Consider the following 20,372-nt stretch of genomic DNA (forward strand, 5'->3'; position numbering starts at 1 on the left):
AACTAAAGATGAAACAAAAAAATGCAAGTATATTAAAGTCACTGTTGTTGGCTTTGCTCTTTATCAATTGCGATAATAATGATAAGAGTTTTGATTATACTCCCGAAGAAATTACTACCACAACACAAGTTGTAATCAAAACCGATAAGGCAAAATATGCGCCCGGTGATGCAATCGCATTTAGTATTGACAAGCTGTCTGACAACAGTATAATCAGATACAAGTACTTAAATAGTGTTCTTTCAGAGCAGCCTTTGACAAGTAAGAATTGGACTTGGACTCCACCATCCGATGATTATAAAGGATACTTGGTAGAGTTGTATAAAACCGTTGATGGAGTTGAGATTATTGTGGGCACAGTTGCCGTCGATGTGTCTTCTGATTGGACCAAATTTCCCAGATATGGTTTCTTATCTGAATTTGGAGCCATGAGCGAAAGCCAAATGGCAGCAACAATTGATAACCTTAAAAATTATCATATTAATGCACTGCAATATTACGATTGGGGACACAAACATCATTCACCTTTAAAAATGAACGGAACCAGTCCAGCGACTAACTGGCTTGACATTGCAGGCAGACAAATGACTTTTAGTACGGTTAAAAATTATATTGATAAAGCACACACGATCAATATGGCATCCATGAGTTATAATTTGCTTTATGGAGCCTGGGACGATTACAATGCTGACGGTGTGTCGAGCCAATGGTTTTTGTTTAATGATAAGAATCATGCTAACATCAATAAACATGATTTACCGGATTCATGGCAAAGTGACATATTGGTAACTAACCCTGAAAATACGGATTGGCAAAATTATATTTTCGAAAAAACAAATGTAATATACCAGCATCTGAATTTTGACGGTTGGCATTTGGATCAGCTCGGAGACAGAGGAAGTGTTTATGATTACAACGGAAATTCAGTATCAGTAAATGAAACGTTTACTCCTTTTTTGCAAAACCTAAAAGCAAAATTTCCAAACAAGAAAAACATGCTCAATGCAGTGGCGCAATACGGCCAATCCAATATTTTAAAAGCACCAGTTGATGTGGCGTACACCGAAGTTTGGGGACCAAGAGACGGTTTCAAGGATTTGGCAGAAATCATTCAGGAAAACAATACTCTTTCAGAGAATAAACTGAATACGGTTTTGGCTGCCTATATGGATTATGACAAAGCAAATGGCACAGGTTTTTTTAATACTCCGGGTGTATTATTGGCAGATGCGGTAATCTTTGCTTTTGGAGGTTCTCATTTGGAATTAGGAGAACACATGCTGGCTAAAGAATATTTTCCTAATAACAATTTACAAATGGATGGGGAGTTGCTAAAAACTCTTCCTAAATATTACGATTTCTTGGTTGGATATCAGAATTTATTGCGTGATGGCGGAACTTTCAACAATCCGGTCTTAATCTCAGGAGACGGAAAAGTGAATCTGAACAGTTGGCCTCCCGTTTCTTCAAGTGTTTCTGTCGTAGGGAAAAAAGTGGGTAACAAACAAATTGTTCACCTGATTAACTTTTCTAATGCAAACAGTTTAAATTGGAGAGATACGAATGGTGAGCAAGCAGTTCCGGCAATAAAAAAGAATCTGACGATGAATCTGCAAAATAGTCAAACCGTTTCTAAAGTATGGTATGCTTCTCCTGATTTAGACGGTGGCGCTTCAAAAGAACTTAGTTTTAGTCAAGTGGGTAGTTATCTGGTATTCAAAGTCCCATCGCTGCAATATTGGGGAATGATAGTAGTTGAGTATCAATAATAGTAATTCTTTGTTCTTTTACTGCCTGTCTTCTTCGGTTAGAGGAATAGAATTCTTTTTAGCATAAACTTCCCCATATTAAAAGTTTAATTGGTTAGTAATTTGTTTGAACAAATTTGTAAGTATGAATTAGTATGTGCTTTCTGGAAATCATCTTTTTCGATACCCGGAAAAAAGGAGATTGGCAGTTATTTTTATCAAACCCAGATCAGTAATAGATTTTTATTGCTGAATCTGGGTTATAAATTGGCGGATGATTTGTTTTTAGATTTATCTTTGTTAACACATGTTTTAATACAAAATAGTTGCCTCTTTCATAAACGATTAAAATTAATATTCTCAATAACTCATCATGAAAATAAAGATTAATTTTCTAGTAATATCTGTAATAGCTGCTGCCGCAATTGCTACTTCATGTAAAAATGAATTATCAGTTTTATATGACTCCAAAAACTTTAGTGTACATACTGATAAAGTGATTCAAGGTAAAAATGTCGCCGAAGTACTTTCGCCCACATCGATTAAATCAAATTATAAGAGTACCGAAAATGAGACTTATTCGAATGTAATCACATTCAAATTTAGTATCAACGAAAAAGATAATGATTTAGGACAAGGAGTAAACCGTCATGTTCTGGTTACCAATCAAAAAGAGTCCGAGGTGTATGTTTTTGGACAACCTCAATCGGATCAAACAGATTCCCCTAAAGGGATTTTACCGGCCGATACCGATTTTACTTTTAAATTGGATATGCGAGCCGTTTTTCAACAATTCAAAGAAAAAGGATTTTATCAATGTCAGGATGGATCCAAAATCGCTCAATCCGATTTCAAAGGAGTCTATATAGCCGGAGGTGCCTTGCCGCTTACCTGGGATTTCGTCAATCTGGAAGAACGGGGACTGAAAATGACTGATGTTGATAATGACGGTATTTTTGAAATTACGGTAAGACTCAATCCATTAATTCCAACCGAGGATAAAACATGGAATCTTACTCAGGATATTTCCGGTAAAGCGACGTATACCTCGCAACAGCCAATTGTAGATGCCTTGTATAATCTTTCGTTGGAAGAAGCAAAATTAGCCATCGAACCGGACAGTACATTTAGAACCGGGGCAAAATGGGCGGGTGTTTGGACCAGAGATATCAGTTACAGTATTCTGTTGTCATTTGCTTATTTAGAACCGGAAGTGGCCAAAATCAGTTTGCTGAAAAAAGTAAAAAGAGACCGTATTATTCAGGATACGGGTTCCGGTGGAGCTTGGCCAGTTTCTTCAGACCGAACCACTTGGGCGTTGGCCGCATGGGAAGTTTACAAAACAACCGGCGACAAAGAATGGTTGCAAAAAGCCTATACGATTATCAAGAATTCGGCAGCCGATGATTATAAAACCATTCGCAATGCACAGACCCAATTGTATTCTGGAGAATCTTCTTTCTTAGATTGGAGAGAGCAAACCTATCCAAAATGGATGTCCAATATGGATATTTATGTATCGCAAAATCTAGGAACCAATGTCGTGCATTACCAAACACATCAAATTTTATCCAAGATGGCAAGGTTGTTAGGAGAACCTCATGAAACCTATGATGTGATCGCTTCGCAAATTAAGAAAGCGATAAACGAACAGTTGTGGATGGAAGACAAAGGTTATTATGCGCAATATTTGTACGGAAAAAATTTCTATGTACCATCCAAACGATATGAAGCTTTGGGAGAAGCTTTGGCTGTTTTATTTGACGTTGCAGATGCCAAACAAAGCAAAATGATTGTGTCCCAAAGCCCGTTAACCGAGTATGGAGCAACATGTATTTATCCACAAATTCCCGGAATTCCTCCGTACCATAACAATGCTATTTGGCCTTTTGTTCAGTCTTATTGGAATTTGGCTGCAGCCAAAGTTGGAAACGAAAAAGCGTTGAATCAAGGTTTGGCAGCGATATACAGAGCTGCAGGTTTGTTTTTAACAAACTATGAAAATATGGTGGCTGATAACGGTGATTTTCAAGGAACCGAAATCAATTCGCACCGCATGCTATGGAGTATGGCTGGGAATTTGTCGATGGTCTACCGCGTTTTCATGGGAATGCATTTTGAAGAAGATCAATTGGTTTTTGCACCTGTAATTCCAAAAAATTATGGAGGAACCAGAAGTCTGAATAACTTTAAGTACCGAAATGCAAATTTGGATATCACGGTAGAAGGATTTGGTAATCAGATTGCGTCCGTGGTCATTGATGGAAAAAGTGCAGATAAAGCAATTATTCCGGCATCATTTACAGGAAAACATACCGTAAATATTAAAATGAAAAACAATGATTTTTCTGGGGATGCGATTAATTTGGTTAAAAACAAATTCACTTTGGCGAATCCTATTGCCTCTCTTAACGGGGATAAAATCAGTTGGAATACAGATGCTAATGCAAGAGAGTATAATGTCTATAAAAATGGAAAACTAATAGAAAATACTACTGTTGCAACCTATCAAATTTCAGATAATAATTATGCCGAATATGCTATAACTGCTGTTGATGGGGCAGGGCAGGAGTCTTTTCTGAGCGAGCCATTAGTGTACAGCAAATCGCAGCCATTGGTTATTGAAGCGGAAGATTTTGTAACCCAATCTGATTTGAATTTTGTCAATTATTCAGGTAAAGGTTTTGTTGAGGTTGCGGCAGACAAGAACACAAAAATAAACCTTCCAATTGTAGTTGAGGAAAGCGGAGAATACTTTATAGACATTAAATATTCAAACGGAAGCGGTCCTTGGAATACCGATAACAAGTGTGCGATTCGTTCGTTGTATGTCAATAAAGATTATGCTGGTGTGATGGTGTTGCCACAGAGAGGTACCAACGAATGGTCTGATTGGGGATTGTCTAATTCTCATAAAATCAAATTGATAAAAGGTAAAAACGAATTAGAGTTGGTTTTCGAAGATTGGAACAATAACATGAATGTGGATGTCAATCGTGCCATGATTGATTTTATTCGGTTGTATAAAGTACAGTAAAAATTGAGAATTTTAAATGAATTAAAGCAGTAGGCTGTACGTAAGGGCAGCCTTTGTTGTTTATGGTGCTAAAATATTTTTTTGTGCTTTTTTGAAGATTATGTTTTGAATCGAATTTTCAGGCATTCATTTTTTTATTATATTTCAATATCTTTTATCTTTGAAAGATGTGTCTGTAGGATTTTAAGATAATTAGTGATAAATAAGTAAATATTTGTAAAAATATGCAACAAGCCGAAAAGTTATCAAAACTGAAAAATTTCTTGGAAGATGTAAAAGTCAATGACAAGGATTTCCATTTACGATTGGGAGCAAATTATTCTATTGTAACTGATTTGTTTCATCAATTATATGCTGACAGTCCCTATAAAACAGAGGCTTTTGAGGCATTGATGCAATCGCTGGTCAAGAATTTTGAAGAACGTTCTGCTTTGCAAAAAAAGCGGGATCTGTCACGAGTGTCTAGTCCCAATTGGTATTCCAGCGAGAAAATCGTTGGGATGATGTTGTATGTGGATTTGTTTAATCTGGATTTTAAGGGATTGAAAGAAAAGATTCCATACTTCAAAGATTTGGGGATTAATACCGTTCATTTGATGCCTTTTTTGGATGTGCCTGAATTTGAAAATGATGGAGGGTATGCGGTTCGAAATTACAGGGAGGTGAACGCTAAGTTCGGTACGATGAAGGATTTTGAAGCTTTGGTAAAAGAGTTTCAAAAAAACGACATGAATCTAATTATGGATTTTGTTCTCAATCACTGTGCAGATCAGCATGAATGGGCTGTTGAGGGAAGCAAAGGACATCCTAAATACAAAGATTTTTTCTACTTTTTTCCAGATAGGACTTTGCCTAATGAATACGAAAAAACAATGGTTGAAATTTTTCCGGATACTTCTCCTGGAAACTTTACTTATTTGCCCGAAAGTTCACAATGGGTAATGACTTTGTTTTATGGTTATCAATGGGATCTGAATTATAAGAATCCATTGGTTTTAGTCGAAATGATAGACGCGATGTTGTTTTGGTCTAATAAAGGAATCGATATTTTCCGTTTGGATGCTGTGGCTTTTATGTGGAAGGAAATTGGGAAGTTTAATCAAAATCTGCCGGAAGTACATACCTTATTGCAATTGTTTAAATTGTGTGGACAGATCGTAGCGCCGGGTGTGGCATATATTGCAGAAGCGATCGTTGCACCTGCTGAAATCATAAGATATTTTGGTGAAGGATTGTCTCAAGGAGATGAATGTGACATTGCGTACAATGCTAATTTTATGGCTTTGAGTTGGGAAGCGTTGGCGACACGCAGTACCAGTTTGCTAAAAAAATCAATGCAAGCGGTACCAACGAAACCAAGAAATACTACCTGGATAAATTATGCCCGTTGTCATGATGATATCGGATTGGGATTTGATGACCGATTAGTGGGGGAACTCGGACTGGACAGTTTGCAACATCGTTTGTATGTTTTAAAATATTATTGTGATGGTTTCAACGGTAGTTTTGCCCTTGGACAACGGTTTATGATTGAGCATGAAACCGGGAATGCCCGTCTTTCGGGATCGATGGGGGCATTATGCGGAATGGAAAGAGCATTGAAAGAGAACAATGGAAGAGAAATTAAACTGGCTATAAAACGAATTAATTTACAACATGCCATTATTTTATCTTTGGGTGGTTTACCGATGATTTATAGTGGTGATGAGGTGGCACTGCCAAACAATTATGAGTATTTAAATGACGAAAGCAAAAAGTATGATAACCGTTGGCTGCATCGTTCCAAAATGGACTGGAGTCTGGTCGAGAAAATTAATACATCTTCATTGGCGCAGGCTCAGGTCTACAGGCAATTAAAGGCTTTAATAAAAATTCGTAAACATACTCCGGCTTTCGCAGATAATAATGATTTACAATTCATTGATTGTGAAAACACCCATTTGTTAGTGTATTCAAAAACAGCTAATGATGGGGAGACTATTTATGTAATTGCGAACTTCTCTGAGTTTGATACTATTTTTGAAAGAAGTTTGTTTGTTGATTTATACGATGATAAATTGTTTAATCTGATAACGGAAAGCGATATCGAAATTCATAAAAAAAACTTCATCAGTGCTTACGATGTATTGTGGCTCAGAAAGTAATGAATTTGTAAAAATCAGTAATTAACCCTTTATGTATTCTCCATTTGGGCATGACCACAGGGGTCGGGCTGTACATTATATCTTTTCTTTTCCTAAAGAAGGAAAAGAAAAGGATGCCATTTCCATCCCTCATGCAATCTCGTTTTCAGAACGATTTTTTGGAAATCCTTAGTTTTTGAACATGAAAGATTTCACAAAAGTGCAAAAAAAACTTCTCAATTTCTTGAGAAGTTTTGTGGGCGATGAGGGGTTCGAACCCCCGACCCCCTCGGTGTAAACGAGGTGCTCTGAACCAGCTGAGCTAATCGCCCTATTTTATTAGGTTGCTATCATTTTGTGATTGCGAGTGCAAATATAGGCTAGTTTTTCGCTTATGCAAAATATTTTGATAAAAAAATCAATATTTTTTTTACCGGTATTGATATCTCTTTGGACTTTAATTTATTAGCATTTGAATGGATTGTCAAATAAATCCAGAATTATGATTGGAACTCTGGATTTATTTGATAATTCAAAGTCTACTTGGATAGGGTAGGCTCGTTTCGATAGATATAATCACCATGAATACCCGTGAAAATTTTGTTCATTTCATCAAAAAAAGCTTTTCTTTCGTCCTCTTTTGGCCAGGCGGCTTTGATTAATTCATCGTCTTTGTCATTCGATTTTTCTAAATCGGATAAAGAGTCAAAGTAATACGCTTCCAGAAAATCCCTGCTGTCAGATCCCCAAGTGTGACGATGAGGATAATATCCTTTTACATAAGGATTTTTCATAGTTACTTTTTCGTTAAATTCTTTCAGTCCCTTGCCTTGGCCGTTCATCGCCATTTGTGATTTGCGTACATATACAATCATAGGCTCTTTGGTAGTTGGTTTAACTTCTTTGGTGGTTAAAACAGAAGTATAGATTTCGTCAGAATGCATGTGGGTATAATAACTATTGTATTTCGCCAAAAAAGCAGTTCTTTCTTTTTCGTCTGGCCAGGCTTTTTTAATCAATTCTTCAGTTAGAGCATTTGCTTTATCGATGTCTTCCCAGGTTTTAAAAGCAGAAACATGCAATATTTCAGAACTGTTGGCGGTATAATAATGGTGGAGAATTTCAGAGCCCAAAATCAAATCATTCTTGCTCGTGACCTTGTCAAAATATTCCTGTTCGGTTTTTCTCCAATCTTTTCCATCAGAATCTAAATTTCGATGCAAAGTGGTAACTGTAATAAATACAGGTTTTGGGTCTTCTTGAGCATTTGCATTAATGCTTAGTAATAATGTTAAAATTAACATTACGAGTACTGAATTGTGTTTCTTTTTCATAATAACTTAAGAATTTGGTGGGTTGATTAATAAAAATGAGTAATAAATTTAACTCATTTAAAATCAACATGTTAAAATAATTAAATATATTTTTAAAAGAAAAAAAGAGGTTTTGTGTTACTTTCCTTTATTTAAAGGCAATTCAGCCACAACAAAAGTGCTTCCACCAATAAAAATGAAATCATCTTTTGTGGCATTATTCTTAGATGAGTCGTAAGCTTCTGATACAGAATTATATACGTATCCGTTTAAGCCATGTTTTTGAGCTTCTTCTTGTAAGGTTTTTGCATCTAAACCGCGAGGAATATTCGGTTTGCAGAAATAATAAATAGCATTGGTGGGGAACAAGGGTAAAACCTCGTCCAGGTCTTTGTCATTTACTACGCCTAAAACGATGTGTAGTTTTTCAAATTTTTCTTTTTTAATTTGATTCATGACAATTTCAAGCCCATTTTTATTGTGTGCCGTATCGCAAACAATTTTTGGCAATTCTCCTAATTGTTGCCATCTGCCTTGAAGACCTGTATTTTTTACGACCTGTAATAAGCCGGACTTGATGTCTTCGTGAAAAATCTTAAATTCTTTTTGGGCATTTAAAACAGCAATAGTTTGCAGGACTGTTTTTTTGTTGTGCAATTGGTAATCACCAATCAGGTCAGAAAAATATGTTTCTGTAATCAAATCGGAAGCAAAATAGATGTCTGAATGGCATTCGTTGGCTTTGGCCAAAAAAGCAGCTTTTGTTTCGGGAGTGTATTCTCCAATAACGACAGGGACACCAGGTTTTATAATTCCGGCTTTTTCAAAAGCGATAGCTTCTAATGTATTTCCAAGAAATTGTGTGTGATCTAATCCGATATTTGTAATTACGGAAACTAATGGTGTAATGATGTTGGTAGCGTCCAATCTCCCGCCCATGCCTACCTCAATAATGGCGATATCAACCTTTTCTTTGGCAAAATAATCAAAAGCCAATCCAACAGTCATTTCGAAAAAACTCATGTCATTGGCTTCAAAAAAGGCTTTGTGTTTATTGACAAAATCACAGACAAAATTTTCAGAAATTTCAAAACCATTGATCTTGATGCGTTCCCTAAAGTCTTTTAAATGGGGGGAAGTGTATAAGCCTACTTTGTATCCCGCTTCCTGCTGTATGGAGGCCAACATATGTGAGGTGGAACCTTTGCCGTTTGTTCCGGCAACATGAATACACTTGAGTTTTTTTTGTGGATTATCAAGATGATCGATCAGTAAATGGGTGTTGGTCAAATCTTTTTTATAAGCCGAAGCACCCTGAAGCTGGTACATCGGGAGTTGATTAAATAACCAGTTGATCGTTTCTTGATAGTTCATTTCTTTAATATAAAAGGGATTGTTTAAAATATTTTTCGTTTTTTTTAGTTTAATATTGGATCGAAAAGTATCTTTATTGCAAAATTGAAATATTTTTTAGAATTAATGAGTAAAAATCAATAATATTATATGTTTAGTTTTATACAATTACAGGCCGACACTATTACCAACGCTGCTTCAAGCGCAGTTATCGAAAAAATTGCCCCTAATACCGAAATCTCTGTTTTGGAATTTATTTTTAAAGGAGGATTCTTTTTAATCCCAATTTCCATACTCTTATTTTATACTTTTTATTTAATTATTGAGCGTTATTTATATATCAATAAAGCTTCGAAAATAGACAGTCATTTGATGATTGATGTAAGGGATAATTTAAATTCCGGCAATCTGGATTTGGCAAGAACCATAGTGGAAAGAAGTAATACGGCTACTGGTAATATCCTGAAAGAAGGAATTCTGGTTATTGGAAGACCGATTGCAGAAATTGAATCCAACATGGACCGTGCGGCTGATATCGAAATTGGTGAAATGGAAAAGCATTTGGGACAATTAGGTCTAATTGCCGGTATTGCACCAACTTTAGGATTTATTGGAACTATTTCTGGAGTAATTAAAATATTCTATAGTATTTCGGTAACAGAAAACATCAGTATCGGAAATATTTCAGGAGGTTTGTATGAAAAAATGATTAGTAGTGGTTCTGGATTAATAGTGGGTATCATAGCATATAGCGCGTATCACTTGTTAAACGGTAAGATTGATAATTTTGCTTTAAAAATTCAGAAACAAATATTAGAGTTTGTGAATATTATTCAAAGATCGTAGTTATGTCTATAAAACGTAAAAGAAGATTTCATGCCGAAGTGGCAACTTCATCATTGAGTGACATCATGTTTTTCTTGTTATTGTTTTTCTTGATTATATCAACTTTGGCGAATCCTAATGTGATCAAAATGACGCTGCCAAAAGCAAAATCAAATGAGAAAACCAATAAACAATACATTAGCTTATCGGTAACTGAAGATAAAAAATTCTACATCGACAAACAGCCGGTTGCTTTTGAGGAACTCGAAGCGACTTTGATGTCGAAAATAAGTACCGAAAAAGACCAAACAGTTATCGTGAGAATTCCGTTTAATCTGCAAGTTCAGGATTTGGTGGATGTGCTCCAGATTGGAGTTAAGAATAATTTGAAGTTTGTGATTGCCACCAGCCCAAAATAATAGTGTATTTAATTTACCGGTTCATTTGGGCGTGACCACAATAGAAAAAGGGGCTGATCAGCATACTACTGATTTTGCCCCTTTTTCTATTGCGGTCGGGCTATTCGCAGTACTTCGGTACTTGCTGCTATCCCTCACGCACACCCCTAAAACACAAAATCAATAGGGGAAACCAAGCAGTATGAAACAGAAAATGCCTCTATAATTTGAGGCATTTTCTGTTTATTTATTTTCTATCGGTCTGCTATTTTAATTCAAGCTGAAGTTATAGACAATCTTTCCGACTTGTTTTTCAGGAGCATCACCACTGGCGTCCCATTTGGTATTCATTGCTGCAATTCGGGCTTGATCTAACAGGCATTTTGCGGTGTTTGTTGTTCCTTTTATTCCAGCCACGGCATTTATCGTTCGTCCGTTTCGGTCTACAGAAACTTCAACAACCACTTTTCCTTCTTCATTGCAGGTGTATTTTGGTGCTGGTTTAGAAAGTGCTTTTCTGTTTCCAAGTGAATAGCCGCTACCACCGCCCGATCCTCCACCTGATCCACCGCCACTACCGGCTCCATAACCGCTTCCGGTTCCTATTCCGTTACCGGTACCATTTCCTCCACCTGTTCCTCCGCCGGAACCTCCAGTTCCATAATAACCGTTAGAGCTCAAACTTCCGTTAGATTTTCCTTTATTACCGGCTTGTTTATCATCACCATCTCCTCCTTTGTTAGAACCTTTCAGGATGCTGGATAAGGCATCGTTTGTATTGTTGGAAACCTTGGGTTTTACAACTGCAGGTTTCGTCTCTTCTTTTACGGTAACAGTAGTTTTTTTGGTCTTTTCCTTTTGCGGAATGACAACACTTTCTTCAGTATTATTTTCTTGTGATAAAATAGCTTCGTCAGGGATCGATTTTGTTGGAATTTGCTTAGTTTGGTTTTTTACTTCTAAAACTTCACTTTTATAATTAGCTCCTGAACCCAAGTCACTGTCTCCAAAATTTACGGTAACACCTCCGCCACCACCTCCGCCATCAGCAAGTGCTACGTTGTTTTCCGGATTATACGGTGGCCAAAATCGGATGAAGAATAAAACTAACAACATTATCGCATACAAAAGAATAGAAAGCGCTATTGATTTCTTTTGATCTGTTGAAATGGTGGAACTCATTTGTGTTTTAAATTTAAAAAAGTATACTATTGAAAAAACGTTGAAAAGTACTAAAAATTGTTAAGAGTAAAAAGTCGTAAACAGAATATAAGTAAAATTGCTTTTCGTTAAAAAAAAAGAGAAAAGGGATTAAACAGATTTTTTAAAATCCCTTTAATCCCTTTTGATAAACGGTAAGAATGCTTTTTATTTTAAGTCAATTGTTTTAATGCAATCTCAAATGCGGTAGCACTAATATTCGTTTTTGATGGATTCAAATCATGCGCTTTTTCAATGGCTTTTTTGATTGTTTCCGAAGTGTCATGAAAGATAGCTTCATCCGTCATTTGAACTTTCTTTTCCATGAAATAAGCAAAAACTCTTGCCATTCCACAGTTTGAAATAAAATCAGGAATCAAACTTACCTTATGATCCACATGTTCCATAATGGAACCAAAGAAGATTTCTTTGTCGGCAAAAGGTACATTAGCTCCACATGAAATGACTTCAAGACCATTGGCGATCAAACTGTCAATTTGGGATTGGGCCACTAGTCTGGATGCTGCGCAAGGCGTAAATATTTCAGCACCAATAGTCCATATTTTTTCATTGATTTCAGCAAAAGGAATCATGTTTTCAGCAACTAGTTTGTTACCGTCTTTGGCTAAAAATAGAGCTTTTATTTCTTCAAAAGTAAAACCTTCTTCGTTAATCAAACCACCGTCTCTGTCAATGATACCGATAATTTTTGCTCCCATATCTGCCAAGTAAAAAGCAGCTGCAGAACCAACATTTCCAAATCCTTGTACAATGGCTTTTTTCCCTTTTATGTCGCCCCCATAAATAGTATAATAATGACGAACTGCTTCTGCAACACCAAAACCGGTAATCATATCGGCTACCGTGTATTTTCTGTTAACGTCAGGAGAAAATTTAGGATTTTCAATTACTTTAACAACACCTTGACGTAATTGACCAATTCTATTGATTTTATCGGCTTCGGTTGGTTTGAAGTGACCATTGAAAACACCTTCTTGCGGATGCCAAACACCACATTCTTCGGTCATCGGAATTACTTCGTGTATTTCATCAACGTTCAAATCGCCTCCGGTTCCATAATAACTTTTTAATAATGGTGAAACGGCTTTGTACCAACGTTGTAAAACTCCTTTTTTTCGAGGATCATTCGGGTCAAAATTGATACCGGATTTGGCGCCGCCAATCGCAGGACCGGAAACCGAAAATTTTACTTCCATGGTTTTTGCCAAAGACAAAACTTCATTCATATCCAACCCTTTTCTCATTCGGGTTCCTCCGCCGGCAGCTCCACCGCGAAGGGAATTGATTACTGTCCAGCCTTCAGCTTCGGTTTCGGCATCTTTCCAATTAAAAACTATTTCAGGAGCCTTATTTTCGAATTTCTTTAATAAATCTTTCATTTATTGCGATATGTTTAATTTTGACAAATATAAAAAATTGAATAATGCGAAATATGTATTTTTAATTTTATTTTGAAGTTTAAATAATTCCCTTTAGATAGCAGGGTTTCCTTGATTTTTGGTCATAAAAAAAGGCCTGTTAAAGGCCTAGCAAACTTTTTTTCAATTCTTCATCTATTGGATTGTCCGAAAGCCAAATTCCAAATAATGCTCTTTTGAATTCAAATCCTTCCACTTTTCCTTTCAGTATTTTATTTTTGAACACAAATACAGAATTGTCATTTGGAGAATAAGTTAATTCAAAAACATCACCATTTTTAATTTCTTCCGCTAAATAGGTTTTGAATAATTCAATTTTAGGTTGTAATGTTTTTAAATGATCTCCGGCTGATTTTTCAAATCCGCTGTTCATTGCGCGGGTCAATTTTCCTGAAGAAACCAAAGCAGATGTAATTTCTATTCTAATGGCCATTTCAGAGTTTCCTTCGATAATTTCTTTAGCATCTTGTGACAATTGCGATAAATACAAAGCTTGAATATACACTTCGACCCACATTTTTGACCGTGATCCTGCTCCATTTAGGGTTAAAGTTGAATTCTGAAACTTAATTGTCCTTGGGATTGTTACACCTTCAAAAACTATTTGTTGTTGCGCTTTTGCATCCGAGAATAATGCTGAAACAACTAGCATGATGGTTAGAAAAAACTTTTTCATTGTTTATTGTAATTTATAATATGAGGGCGCAAATTTAATGCTAATTTCTAAATTTCAGCTACGTTTTATGGGGTTATTATGTGAATAATGTAAGTTTTATGGATTGTATTTGTTTAAAAATTAAGTGTTTGTGAGAAATGTTGACTTAATTTTCGAAAATGAAATACTTTTCCTTAATTATAGAAAATCTCTCCTGAACCATGATCTTTTTTAGCACCTGTCACACTACTTAAAACATTGATTTCTCCTCTTAGTTTTAAAACGCCAAGCAAAGCAAAAATTAAGGCTTCTTTAAATTCCAATATTTTCGCTTCTGGGATAATGATTTTCATTTCCGGTAAATAAGATTGTACACGCTCAATCAGGAAGTCATTATAGGCGCCACCTCCAGTTATAAATAAGCTTCCTTTTTTATTTGGCAAAGCCAAAGCGATTTGCAAAGCCACATGCTCTGTGAAAGTCCTTAATTTATCTTCAATCGAGATTTCAAATTTTTCAATTATTGGTAAAACGGTTTCTTTAACAAATTCAAACCCTAAGGATTTGGGATGTGTCTTTTTATAAAAATCCAAAGCGTTTAATCGGTTTAATAAAAGCTCGTTTGTGTTTCCAGTTCGGGAAATCAGTCCTTTATTGTCGTAGTCTAATTTCAATTGGTTGGCATAGAAATTTAAAACCGTGTTTACAGGCGAAATATCAAAAGCAATCCTTTTATTGTTTTCTTCGAAAGATACATTTGAGAAACCTCCTAAATTCATGCAATAGTCGTATTCAGAAAATAATATTTTGTCACCAATAGGAACCAAAGGTGCGCCCTGACCGCCCATTTGCACATCCTGAACCCTGAAATCACAAACTACTGTTTGATGGATTAAAGAGGCTATTTCGGGTAAATTGCCGATTTGTAATGTAAATCCGTTTTGTGGTTGATGCAAAATTGTGTGTCCATGAGAACAGACGGCATCAAGATTTGAAATCGTATGTTTTTTGATGAAACTGGAAATAATGGAGGCTAAAAGTTGGGTGTAGTCTTGGTTTAATATTTTCAGTTCCTTTTGGGAATAATCCACAGCCTGTTTTAGTTTGTTAATCCAATCAGAACTGTAAGGAATAGTTTCGCTTTCAAGTATTTCGAAAGCCCATTTTTGATCAATTATTTTAAATTGAATATGCGCCAAATCGACTCCATCAAGCGAAGTTCCTGACATTACGCCGATAACGTTATAGTAATCTGATTTCATTCTTTAAATTTCTAAATCGATATTGATAATTTCACAATAATAAAGTATCTTTGGCTGATTTTTTTACACAAAAAGGAATTTAATACGGACAACATAAAACAATCATCAATTTTAAAACAAAAAGCAAAAAAAACAAAATACTTTCTTAAGCTGTAAATTTAAGGATTGTAATTGAGGAATTTTACTTTTATTTGTAGAGTTGAAATTTAAATAAAAAAAACACATACAATTATGGATTTTAATCTAACCGAAGAACAGTTAATGATTCAACAAGCCGCTAGAGATTTTGCTCAAACCGAATTGTTGCCAGGTGTAATCGAAAGAGATGAACACTCAAAATTTCCAACAGAGCAAGTGAAAAAGATGGCTGAGCTTGGTTTTTTGGGTATGATGGTTGATCCAAAATATGGTGGTTCCGGTTTGGATAGTGTGTCTTACGTTTTGGCAATTACGGAAATTGCTAAAGTAGATGCTTCTGCTGCCGTAATTATGTCAGTAAACAATTCTTTGGTTTGTGCCGGATTGGAAAAATATTGCAATGAAGAACAAAAAATAAAATATTTGACACCTTTGGCAAAAGGAGATGTGATAGGTGCCTTTTGTTTATCGGAACCGGAAGCCGGATCTGATGCTACATCGCAAAAAACAACCGCGATTGATAAAGGGGATCATTATTTGTTAAATGGTACCAAAAACTGGATTACCAATGGAGCTTCTGCCTCAACCTATATCGTGATTGCACAAACTGATATCGAAAAAGGACACAAAGGAATCAATGCTTTTATTGTTGAAAAAGGCTGGGCTGGTTTTGATATTGGACCAAAAGAAAAGAAAATGGGTATCCGCGGATCTGATACGCATTCTTTGATGTTTAGCGATGTAAAAGTTCCAAAAGAAAACCGAATAGGAGCTGACGGTTTTGGGTTTAATTTTGCTATGGCAGTGTTAAACGGCGGTAGAATCGGAATTGCTTCCCAAGCTTTAGGAATTGCAACAGGTGCTTATGAATTAGCATTAAAATATTCTCAAGAGCGTAAAGCTTTCGGGAAAGAAATTTTTAAACACCAAGCAATTGCTTTTAAGTTAGCAGATATGGCCACTCAAATTATGGCGGCTAAAATGTTATGTTTAAAAGCTGCTTCAGAAAAAGACGAAGGAAAAGATATTTCTCAATCAGGTGCTATGGCAAAATTATTTGCTTCACAAACTGCAATGGATACTACAATTGAAGCGGTTCAAATTCATGGAGGAAATGGTTATGTAGCAGAGTATCATGTGGAACGTATGATGCGTGATGCCAAGATTACCCAGATTTACGAAGGAACATCAGAGATTCAACGTATTGTAATTTCAAGAACTTTGATCTCATAATTAAAGAGTAATAGTATGGAGAAAGCCCAATCTCATCATTTTGAGATTGGGCTTTTAATTTTGGAACTAATTGCCCTCCTTATGTTGTGCGATTTTAATTTTTTTAAACAGAAATAAAATACCAAATTTGTTAAAATTAAAAATGTAGTATGCTTATACCTTCCATAAATAATAATTTGGACGAATTAATCCATTTGCTTGGTCAATTATCAAATCAGGAGTATTCAAAATCTTGTTCTGAATTGAGTAATGCAAGTATTGGAGAACATACAAGGCATATTATTGAAATGTTTCAATGTCTTGAACGGCAATACGAATCCGGTGTTATAAATTATGATGAAAGAGACCGAAATATCCAAATTCAAACGGATATCAATTATGCTGTTGAACAAATAGTATTGATCAAGGATAATCTAGAAAAAGAGAATAAAAGTATCGAACTCCAACAAATTATTGATGGAGAGGAAATTAGGATTCAAAGTAATTACAATAGAGAATTGTTGTATAATTTAGAACATTGTATTCATCATCAGGCGTTGATTAAAGTAGCCGTTTTAAAATGTGAGAATGTTGTAGTTAATGAAAATTTTGGCGTTGCCCGTTCCACAATCGAATATAGAAAGCAATGTGTACAGTAAGTTTTGTTTGTTCCAATGATAAAATTATTATTACTTCAAATCGGGACGAAAAAGTAATCAGGCCAAGTGCCACACCTCCTAAAAGTTACACGATAAACGGAAAGCAAGTTTTGTTTCCAAAGGATCCCAAAGCAGGAGGGACTTGGTTTGCGGTAGATACGGATGGAACGGTTTTGGTGTTGTTGAATGGTGCCGATGAAAAACATAAAGTGCAACTTCCTTACAGAAAAAGTCGTGGATTGATTGTTTTGGATATTATCTCCAGTGTTTCACCAAAGCTTTTTTGGGACGAACTCGATTTGGATAACATCGAGCCATTTACACTTGTTTTATTTCAGGAAGGCCAGCTTTTTCAATTGCGCTGGAACGGAAATCAGAAAACGACCGTTTCTTTGGATACCCATAAAAATCACATCTGGTCTTCATCAACTTTATATCCAAAGGAAATTAGAGCGAAACGTTCCGATTGGTTTTATACTTTTTTGGATGTAAATCCAGAAATTTCAGAAACCGAAATGCTCCATTTTCATCGCTATACTGAAGAAAAAAATCAAGAAAATGGATTGGTGATTAATAGAAACGAGGAAATGAAAACCTTGAGTATTACCCAGTCAGTGATCGAAAGTCGTAAAGTAACTATATTGCATTGTGATTTAATGACAGAGCAGGATTTTACCACCTCATTTATCACTATCTAAAAACGAATTTTGACCCCGGGTGCAATGAACAGACGCAGCAAACTACTTTTTCATAAGATTACGCATTGGGAATATTGGCCTTTTCAGATTGTCTATATTCCTATTTATTTCCTTTGGGCATTTTATTCGTTGAAAGCAAAATCTATTTTTTTCTTTAATGCCTCGAATCCGTCCATTAAGAATGGCGGTTTTATGATGGAATCAAAAAAAGAAATTTACGATTTAATTCCGCAACACTATTACCCGAAAACAGGTCTTATAAAAGAAAGGACATCTGTTGAATCGGTTCTTCAAAAAATAGAAGTCTTGGGTATACAATATCCTTTTATTGCAAAACCGGACATTGGTTTACGTGGCTCGGGAGTAAAAAAAATAGAAACTTTGGATGACTTAAAAAAATATGTTGGCAAAGCAGATTTTGATTATATTGTTCAGGATTTAATTCCGTACGAAAATGAAGTCGGTATTTTTTATGTTCGTTATCCAAATGAAAAAAAGGGTAGGGTGACCGGAATTGTTTCCAAAGAATTTCTGATTATTACAGGTGACGGAATCGCCACGGTTGAAGAATTAATCAAACAAAATCCGCGATACGAATTACAGTTGACAGCCTTGCAAAAGGAATACGGGCAAAAATTATTGGATATTTTGCCGAAAGGGCAAAAATTAAATTTAGTCCCTTATGGGAATCATGCCAGAGGTGCGAAGTTCATAGACGGAAGCCATTGGATAACACCAAAATTGAATGAAACCATCAACGAAATGTGCTTGCAGATACCAGGCTTTTATTTTGGAAGACTCGATGTGATGTACCGCTCGTTTGAGGAACTAGAAGATGGAATAAACTTTTCAATTGTTGAATTGAATGGAGCTGCAAGTGAACCTACGCATATTTATGATCCCAAGCATTCGTTATGGTTTGCCTGGAATGAACTCGCCCGACACATTACCTATATGTATGAAATTAGCGTGCTGAATCATAAAAATGGGGCTCCGTATTTGCCGCATAAAGTGGGAATGAAAGAATACCGATTGCATCAGAAGCAAAGCAAAAAAATTGTAAATTTTCAGTAAATGAAACCTTTTAAAAATATAGCAGTTGGATTTATTGTAAGCTTTGTGGGATCACTTCCGCTTGGGTATTTGAATATTATTGGGGTTGAGGTTTTTTCTAAATTTGGCATGAATTCCTTAGTTTTCTATTTGTTCGGTGTGATTTCCATTGAAGCAGTAGTGATCTATTTTACAGTGATTTTTGCAAACCAACTGGTGAATAACAAGAAATTAATGAAAAGCATTGATTTCTTTGCTGTTTTTTTTCTTTTATTGTTGGCTTATTTGTTTTATGCCCATTCTAATCAAACACCAGATGAACATAATTATTTGGAGGAATATGTTCAATATTCTCCTTTTTTAATAGGTCTGGTATTATGTGGGCTGAATTTTCTTCAGATACCATTTTGGGTAGGTTGGAATTTGTATTTAGTGAATGCCAATCACATATCATTAGGTCGTAAACTGAGGTTTCATTATATTTTTGGAACTTTGCTTGGAACTTTTTGGGGAATGTTAGCAGCAATTGTTATGTTTGCTTCTTTATCCAAGTTCACACTTTCTTTTTCAAAATACATTATGCCTGTATTTATCCCTCTTTTTTTTGTGGGCTTAGCTATCTTCCAAGCCTTAAAAGTCTATAAAAAATATATTAGGTAGGATCTACAATGCCGATTGATTCATGTCATAGGCCAAAATGAAATAGTTGTTATTGTTGAATTGGAAATCGGCAATAATTGTCCATTGCAGTTTTTTGGTATGTGCTTTTTGAGAAGGCATGTTGGTCTTGTTGATAAAAGTTAAGCTCAACGGGTATTTTTTCAGCATATGAATTCTCATGAATTCAAAGAACACAGTTATTAACCCTTTTCCTCTGTATTTTTTGTCAATGCAAATGGGACCATATTGGAAACTATTGGTTGTGGTAATTTCAAAATCTAGAAAACGAAGATCAGGAAACAGGGCCATCATGTGATTGAAGATAGGCCACTGACTGAAGAAATCCCAGCTTCCGGCAAATATATAAGCAATTATTTCATGATTATCTTTGGCGACAAATAAACCTTCCTGATTAATAATTTCGGTCAGTTGTGCGATAGAAAAAGGGGTAGTAACAAATCCGGACTCTTTTTCTTCTTCTGATAAATTGGAAACAAGATATAATTCCTGTAAAGCAAGGATGCCTTTAATATCATTAAGTTTTGCTATTTCCAATTGTATGTTTTTGATCATTTTTTCCAGATTATGGGGCTGATTTA

General features: G+C 35.5%; 17 protein-coding genes and 1 tRNA gene. 10 read left to right on the plus strand and 8 right to left on the minus strand.

The genetic code is table 11. The features are described 5' to 3' along the window. Positions 1 to 8: 8 nt before the first annotated feature. From ABEB23_RS00170 to ABEB23_RS00180, 3 genes are all read left to right on the plus strand, one after another. A complete protein-coding gene (locus ABEB23_RS00170) occupies positions 9 to 1,769 on the plus strand; it encodes an endo-dextranase (RefSeq protein ID WP_348810368.1) in 1,761 nt (586 codons plus the stop codon). A gap of 352 nt (positions 1,770 to 2,121) precedes the next feature. Continuing rightward, positions 2,122 to 4,785, plus strand: a complete 2,664-nt coding sequence (locus tag ABEB23_RS00175) for an alpha-L-rhamnosidase-related protein (RefSeq protein WP_348810369.1) — start codon at positions 2,122 to 2,124, stop codon at positions 4,783 to 4,785. 224 nt (positions 4,786 to 5,009) lie between these two features. Continuing rightward, positions 5,010 to 6,929 (plus strand): amylosucrase, encoded by a 1,920-nt coding sequence (locus ABEB23_RS00180; protein ID WP_348810370.1) that lies wholly within the window; start codon positions 5,010 to 5,012, stop codon positions 6,927 to 6,929. A gap of 236 nt (positions 6,930 to 7,165) precedes the next feature. On the opposite strand, the gene ABEB23_RS00185 is transcribed toward ABEB23_RS00180, so the two are convergent. The 3 genes from ABEB23_RS00185 to ABEB23_RS00195 form a co-directional block, all read right to left on the minus strand. Then, positions 7,166 to 7,240, minus strand: a tRNA-Val gene (locus ABEB23_RS00185). A 207-nt stretch (positions 7,241 to 7,447) separates the two neighbouring features. Further along, positions 7,448 to 8,242 (minus strand): hypothetical protein, encoded by a 795-nt coding sequence (locus ABEB23_RS00190; RefSeq protein WP_348810371.1) that lies wholly within the window; start codon positions 8,240 to 8,242, stop codon positions 7,448 to 7,450. A gap of 117 nt (positions 8,243 to 8,359) precedes the next feature. After that, positions 8,360 to 9,595, minus strand: a complete 1,236-nt coding sequence (locus ABEB23_RS00195; protein WP_348810372.1) for a bifunctional folylpolyglutamate synthase/dihydrofolate synthase — start codon at positions 9,593 to 9,595, stop codon at positions 8,360 to 8,362. A 129-nt stretch (positions 9,596 to 9,724) separates the two neighbouring features. Between ABEB23_RS00195 and ABEB23_RS00200 the strand changes: the two genes are divergently transcribed. After that, positions 9,725 to 10,420 carry a MotA/TolQ/ExbB proton channel family protein gene (locus ABEB23_RS00200; protein ID WP_348810373.1) on the plus strand — a complete coding sequence of 232 codons (696 nt, stop codon included), beginning with the start codon at positions 9,725 to 9,727 and terminating at the stop codon, positions 10,418 to 10,420. Positions 10,421 to 10,422: 2 nt separating this feature from the next. Further along, positions 10,423 to 10,818, plus strand: a complete 396-nt coding sequence (locus ABEB23_RS00205) for an ExbD/TolR family protein (protein WP_348810374.1) — start codon at positions 10,423 to 10,425, stop codon at positions 10,816 to 10,818. A gap of 249 nt (positions 10,819 to 11,067) precedes the next feature. On the opposite strand, the gene ABEB23_RS00210 is transcribed toward ABEB23_RS00205, so the two are convergent. From ABEB23_RS00210 to ABEB23_RS00225, 4 genes are all read right to left on the minus strand, one after another. After that, positions 11,068 to 11,979: an energy transducer TonB gene (locus ABEB23_RS00210; protein ID WP_348810375.1), complete on the minus strand. Its 912-nt coding sequence runs from the start codon at positions 11,977 to 11,979 to the stop codon at positions 11,068 to 11,070. 191 nt (positions 11,980 to 12,170) lie between these two features. After that, a complete protein-coding gene (locus ABEB23_RS00215; protein WP_348810376.1) occupies positions 12,171 to 13,397 on the minus strand; it encodes a Glu/Leu/Phe/Val dehydrogenase dimerization domain-containing protein in 1,227 nt (408 codons plus the stop codon). A gap of 139 nt (positions 13,398 to 13,536) precedes the next feature. Further along, positions 13,537 to 14,112 carry a chalcone isomerase family protein gene (locus ABEB23_RS00220; protein ID WP_348810377.1) on the minus strand — a complete coding sequence of 192 codons (576 nt, stop codon included), beginning with the start codon at positions 14,110 to 14,112 and terminating at the stop codon, positions 13,537 to 13,539. A 173-nt stretch (positions 14,113 to 14,285) separates the two neighbouring features. Next, positions 14,286 to 15,353 (minus strand): anhydro-N-acetylmuramic acid kinase, encoded by a 1,068-nt coding sequence (locus tag ABEB23_RS00225; RefSeq protein ID WP_348810378.1) that lies wholly within the window; start codon positions 15,351 to 15,353, stop codon positions 14,286 to 14,288. Positions 15,354 to 15,584: 231 nt separating this feature from the next. On the opposite strand from ABEB23_RS00225, the gene ABEB23_RS00230 reads away from it, so the two are divergent. From ABEB23_RS00230 to ABEB23_RS00250, 5 genes are all read left to right on the plus strand, one after another. Continuing rightward, positions 15,585 to 16,724 carry an acyl-CoA dehydrogenase family protein gene (locus tag ABEB23_RS00230; protein ID WP_348810379.1) on the plus strand — a complete coding sequence of 380 codons (1,140 nt, stop codon included), beginning with the start codon at positions 15,585 to 15,587 and terminating at the stop codon, positions 16,722 to 16,724. A gap of 149 nt (positions 16,725 to 16,873) precedes the next feature. Next, positions 16,874 to 17,362, plus strand: a complete 489-nt coding sequence (locus ABEB23_RS00235; protein ID WP_348810380.1) for a DinB family protein — start codon at positions 16,874 to 16,876, stop codon at positions 17,360 to 17,362. Further along, positions 17,350 to 18,060 carry an NRDE family protein gene (locus tag ABEB23_RS00240; RefSeq protein ID WP_348810381.1) on the plus strand — a complete coding sequence of 237 codons (711 nt, stop codon included), beginning with the start codon at positions 17,350 to 17,352 and terminating at the stop codon, positions 18,058 to 18,060. The genes ABEB23_RS00235 and ABEB23_RS00240 overlap by 13 nt, the downstream gene beginning before the upstream one ends. A 24-nt stretch (positions 18,061 to 18,084) precedes the next feature. Then, positions 18,085 to 19,134, plus strand: a complete 1,050-nt coding sequence (locus tag ABEB23_RS00245; RefSeq protein ID WP_348810382.1) for an ATP-grasp domain-containing protein — start codon at positions 18,085 to 18,087, stop codon at positions 19,132 to 19,134. Next, the gene (locus ABEB23_RS00250) at positions 19,135 to 19,773 is read left to right on the plus strand and encodes a hypothetical protein (RefSeq protein WP_348810383.1); all 639 of its coding nucleotides are present in this window, start codon (positions 19,135 to 19,137) and stop codon (positions 19,771 to 19,773) included. A 3-nt stretch (positions 19,774 to 19,776) separates the two neighbouring features. Here the strand turns inward: ABEB23_RS00250 and ABEB23_RS00255 are convergent, their stop codons facing one another. Next, entirely contained in the window at positions 19,777 to 20,346 is a 570-nt protein-coding gene (locus tag ABEB23_RS00255) for a GNAT family acetyltransferase (RefSeq protein WP_348810384.1), read from the minus strand. Between the last annotated feature and the right edge of the window lie 26 nt (positions 20,347 to 20,372).

Origin of the sequence: Flavobacterium maritimum (assembly GCF_040049085.1) — a bacterium.
Taxonomy (GTDB): domain Bacteria; phylum Bacteroidota; class Bacteroidia; order Flavobacteriales; family Flavobacteriaceae; genus Flavobacterium; species Flavobacterium maritimum.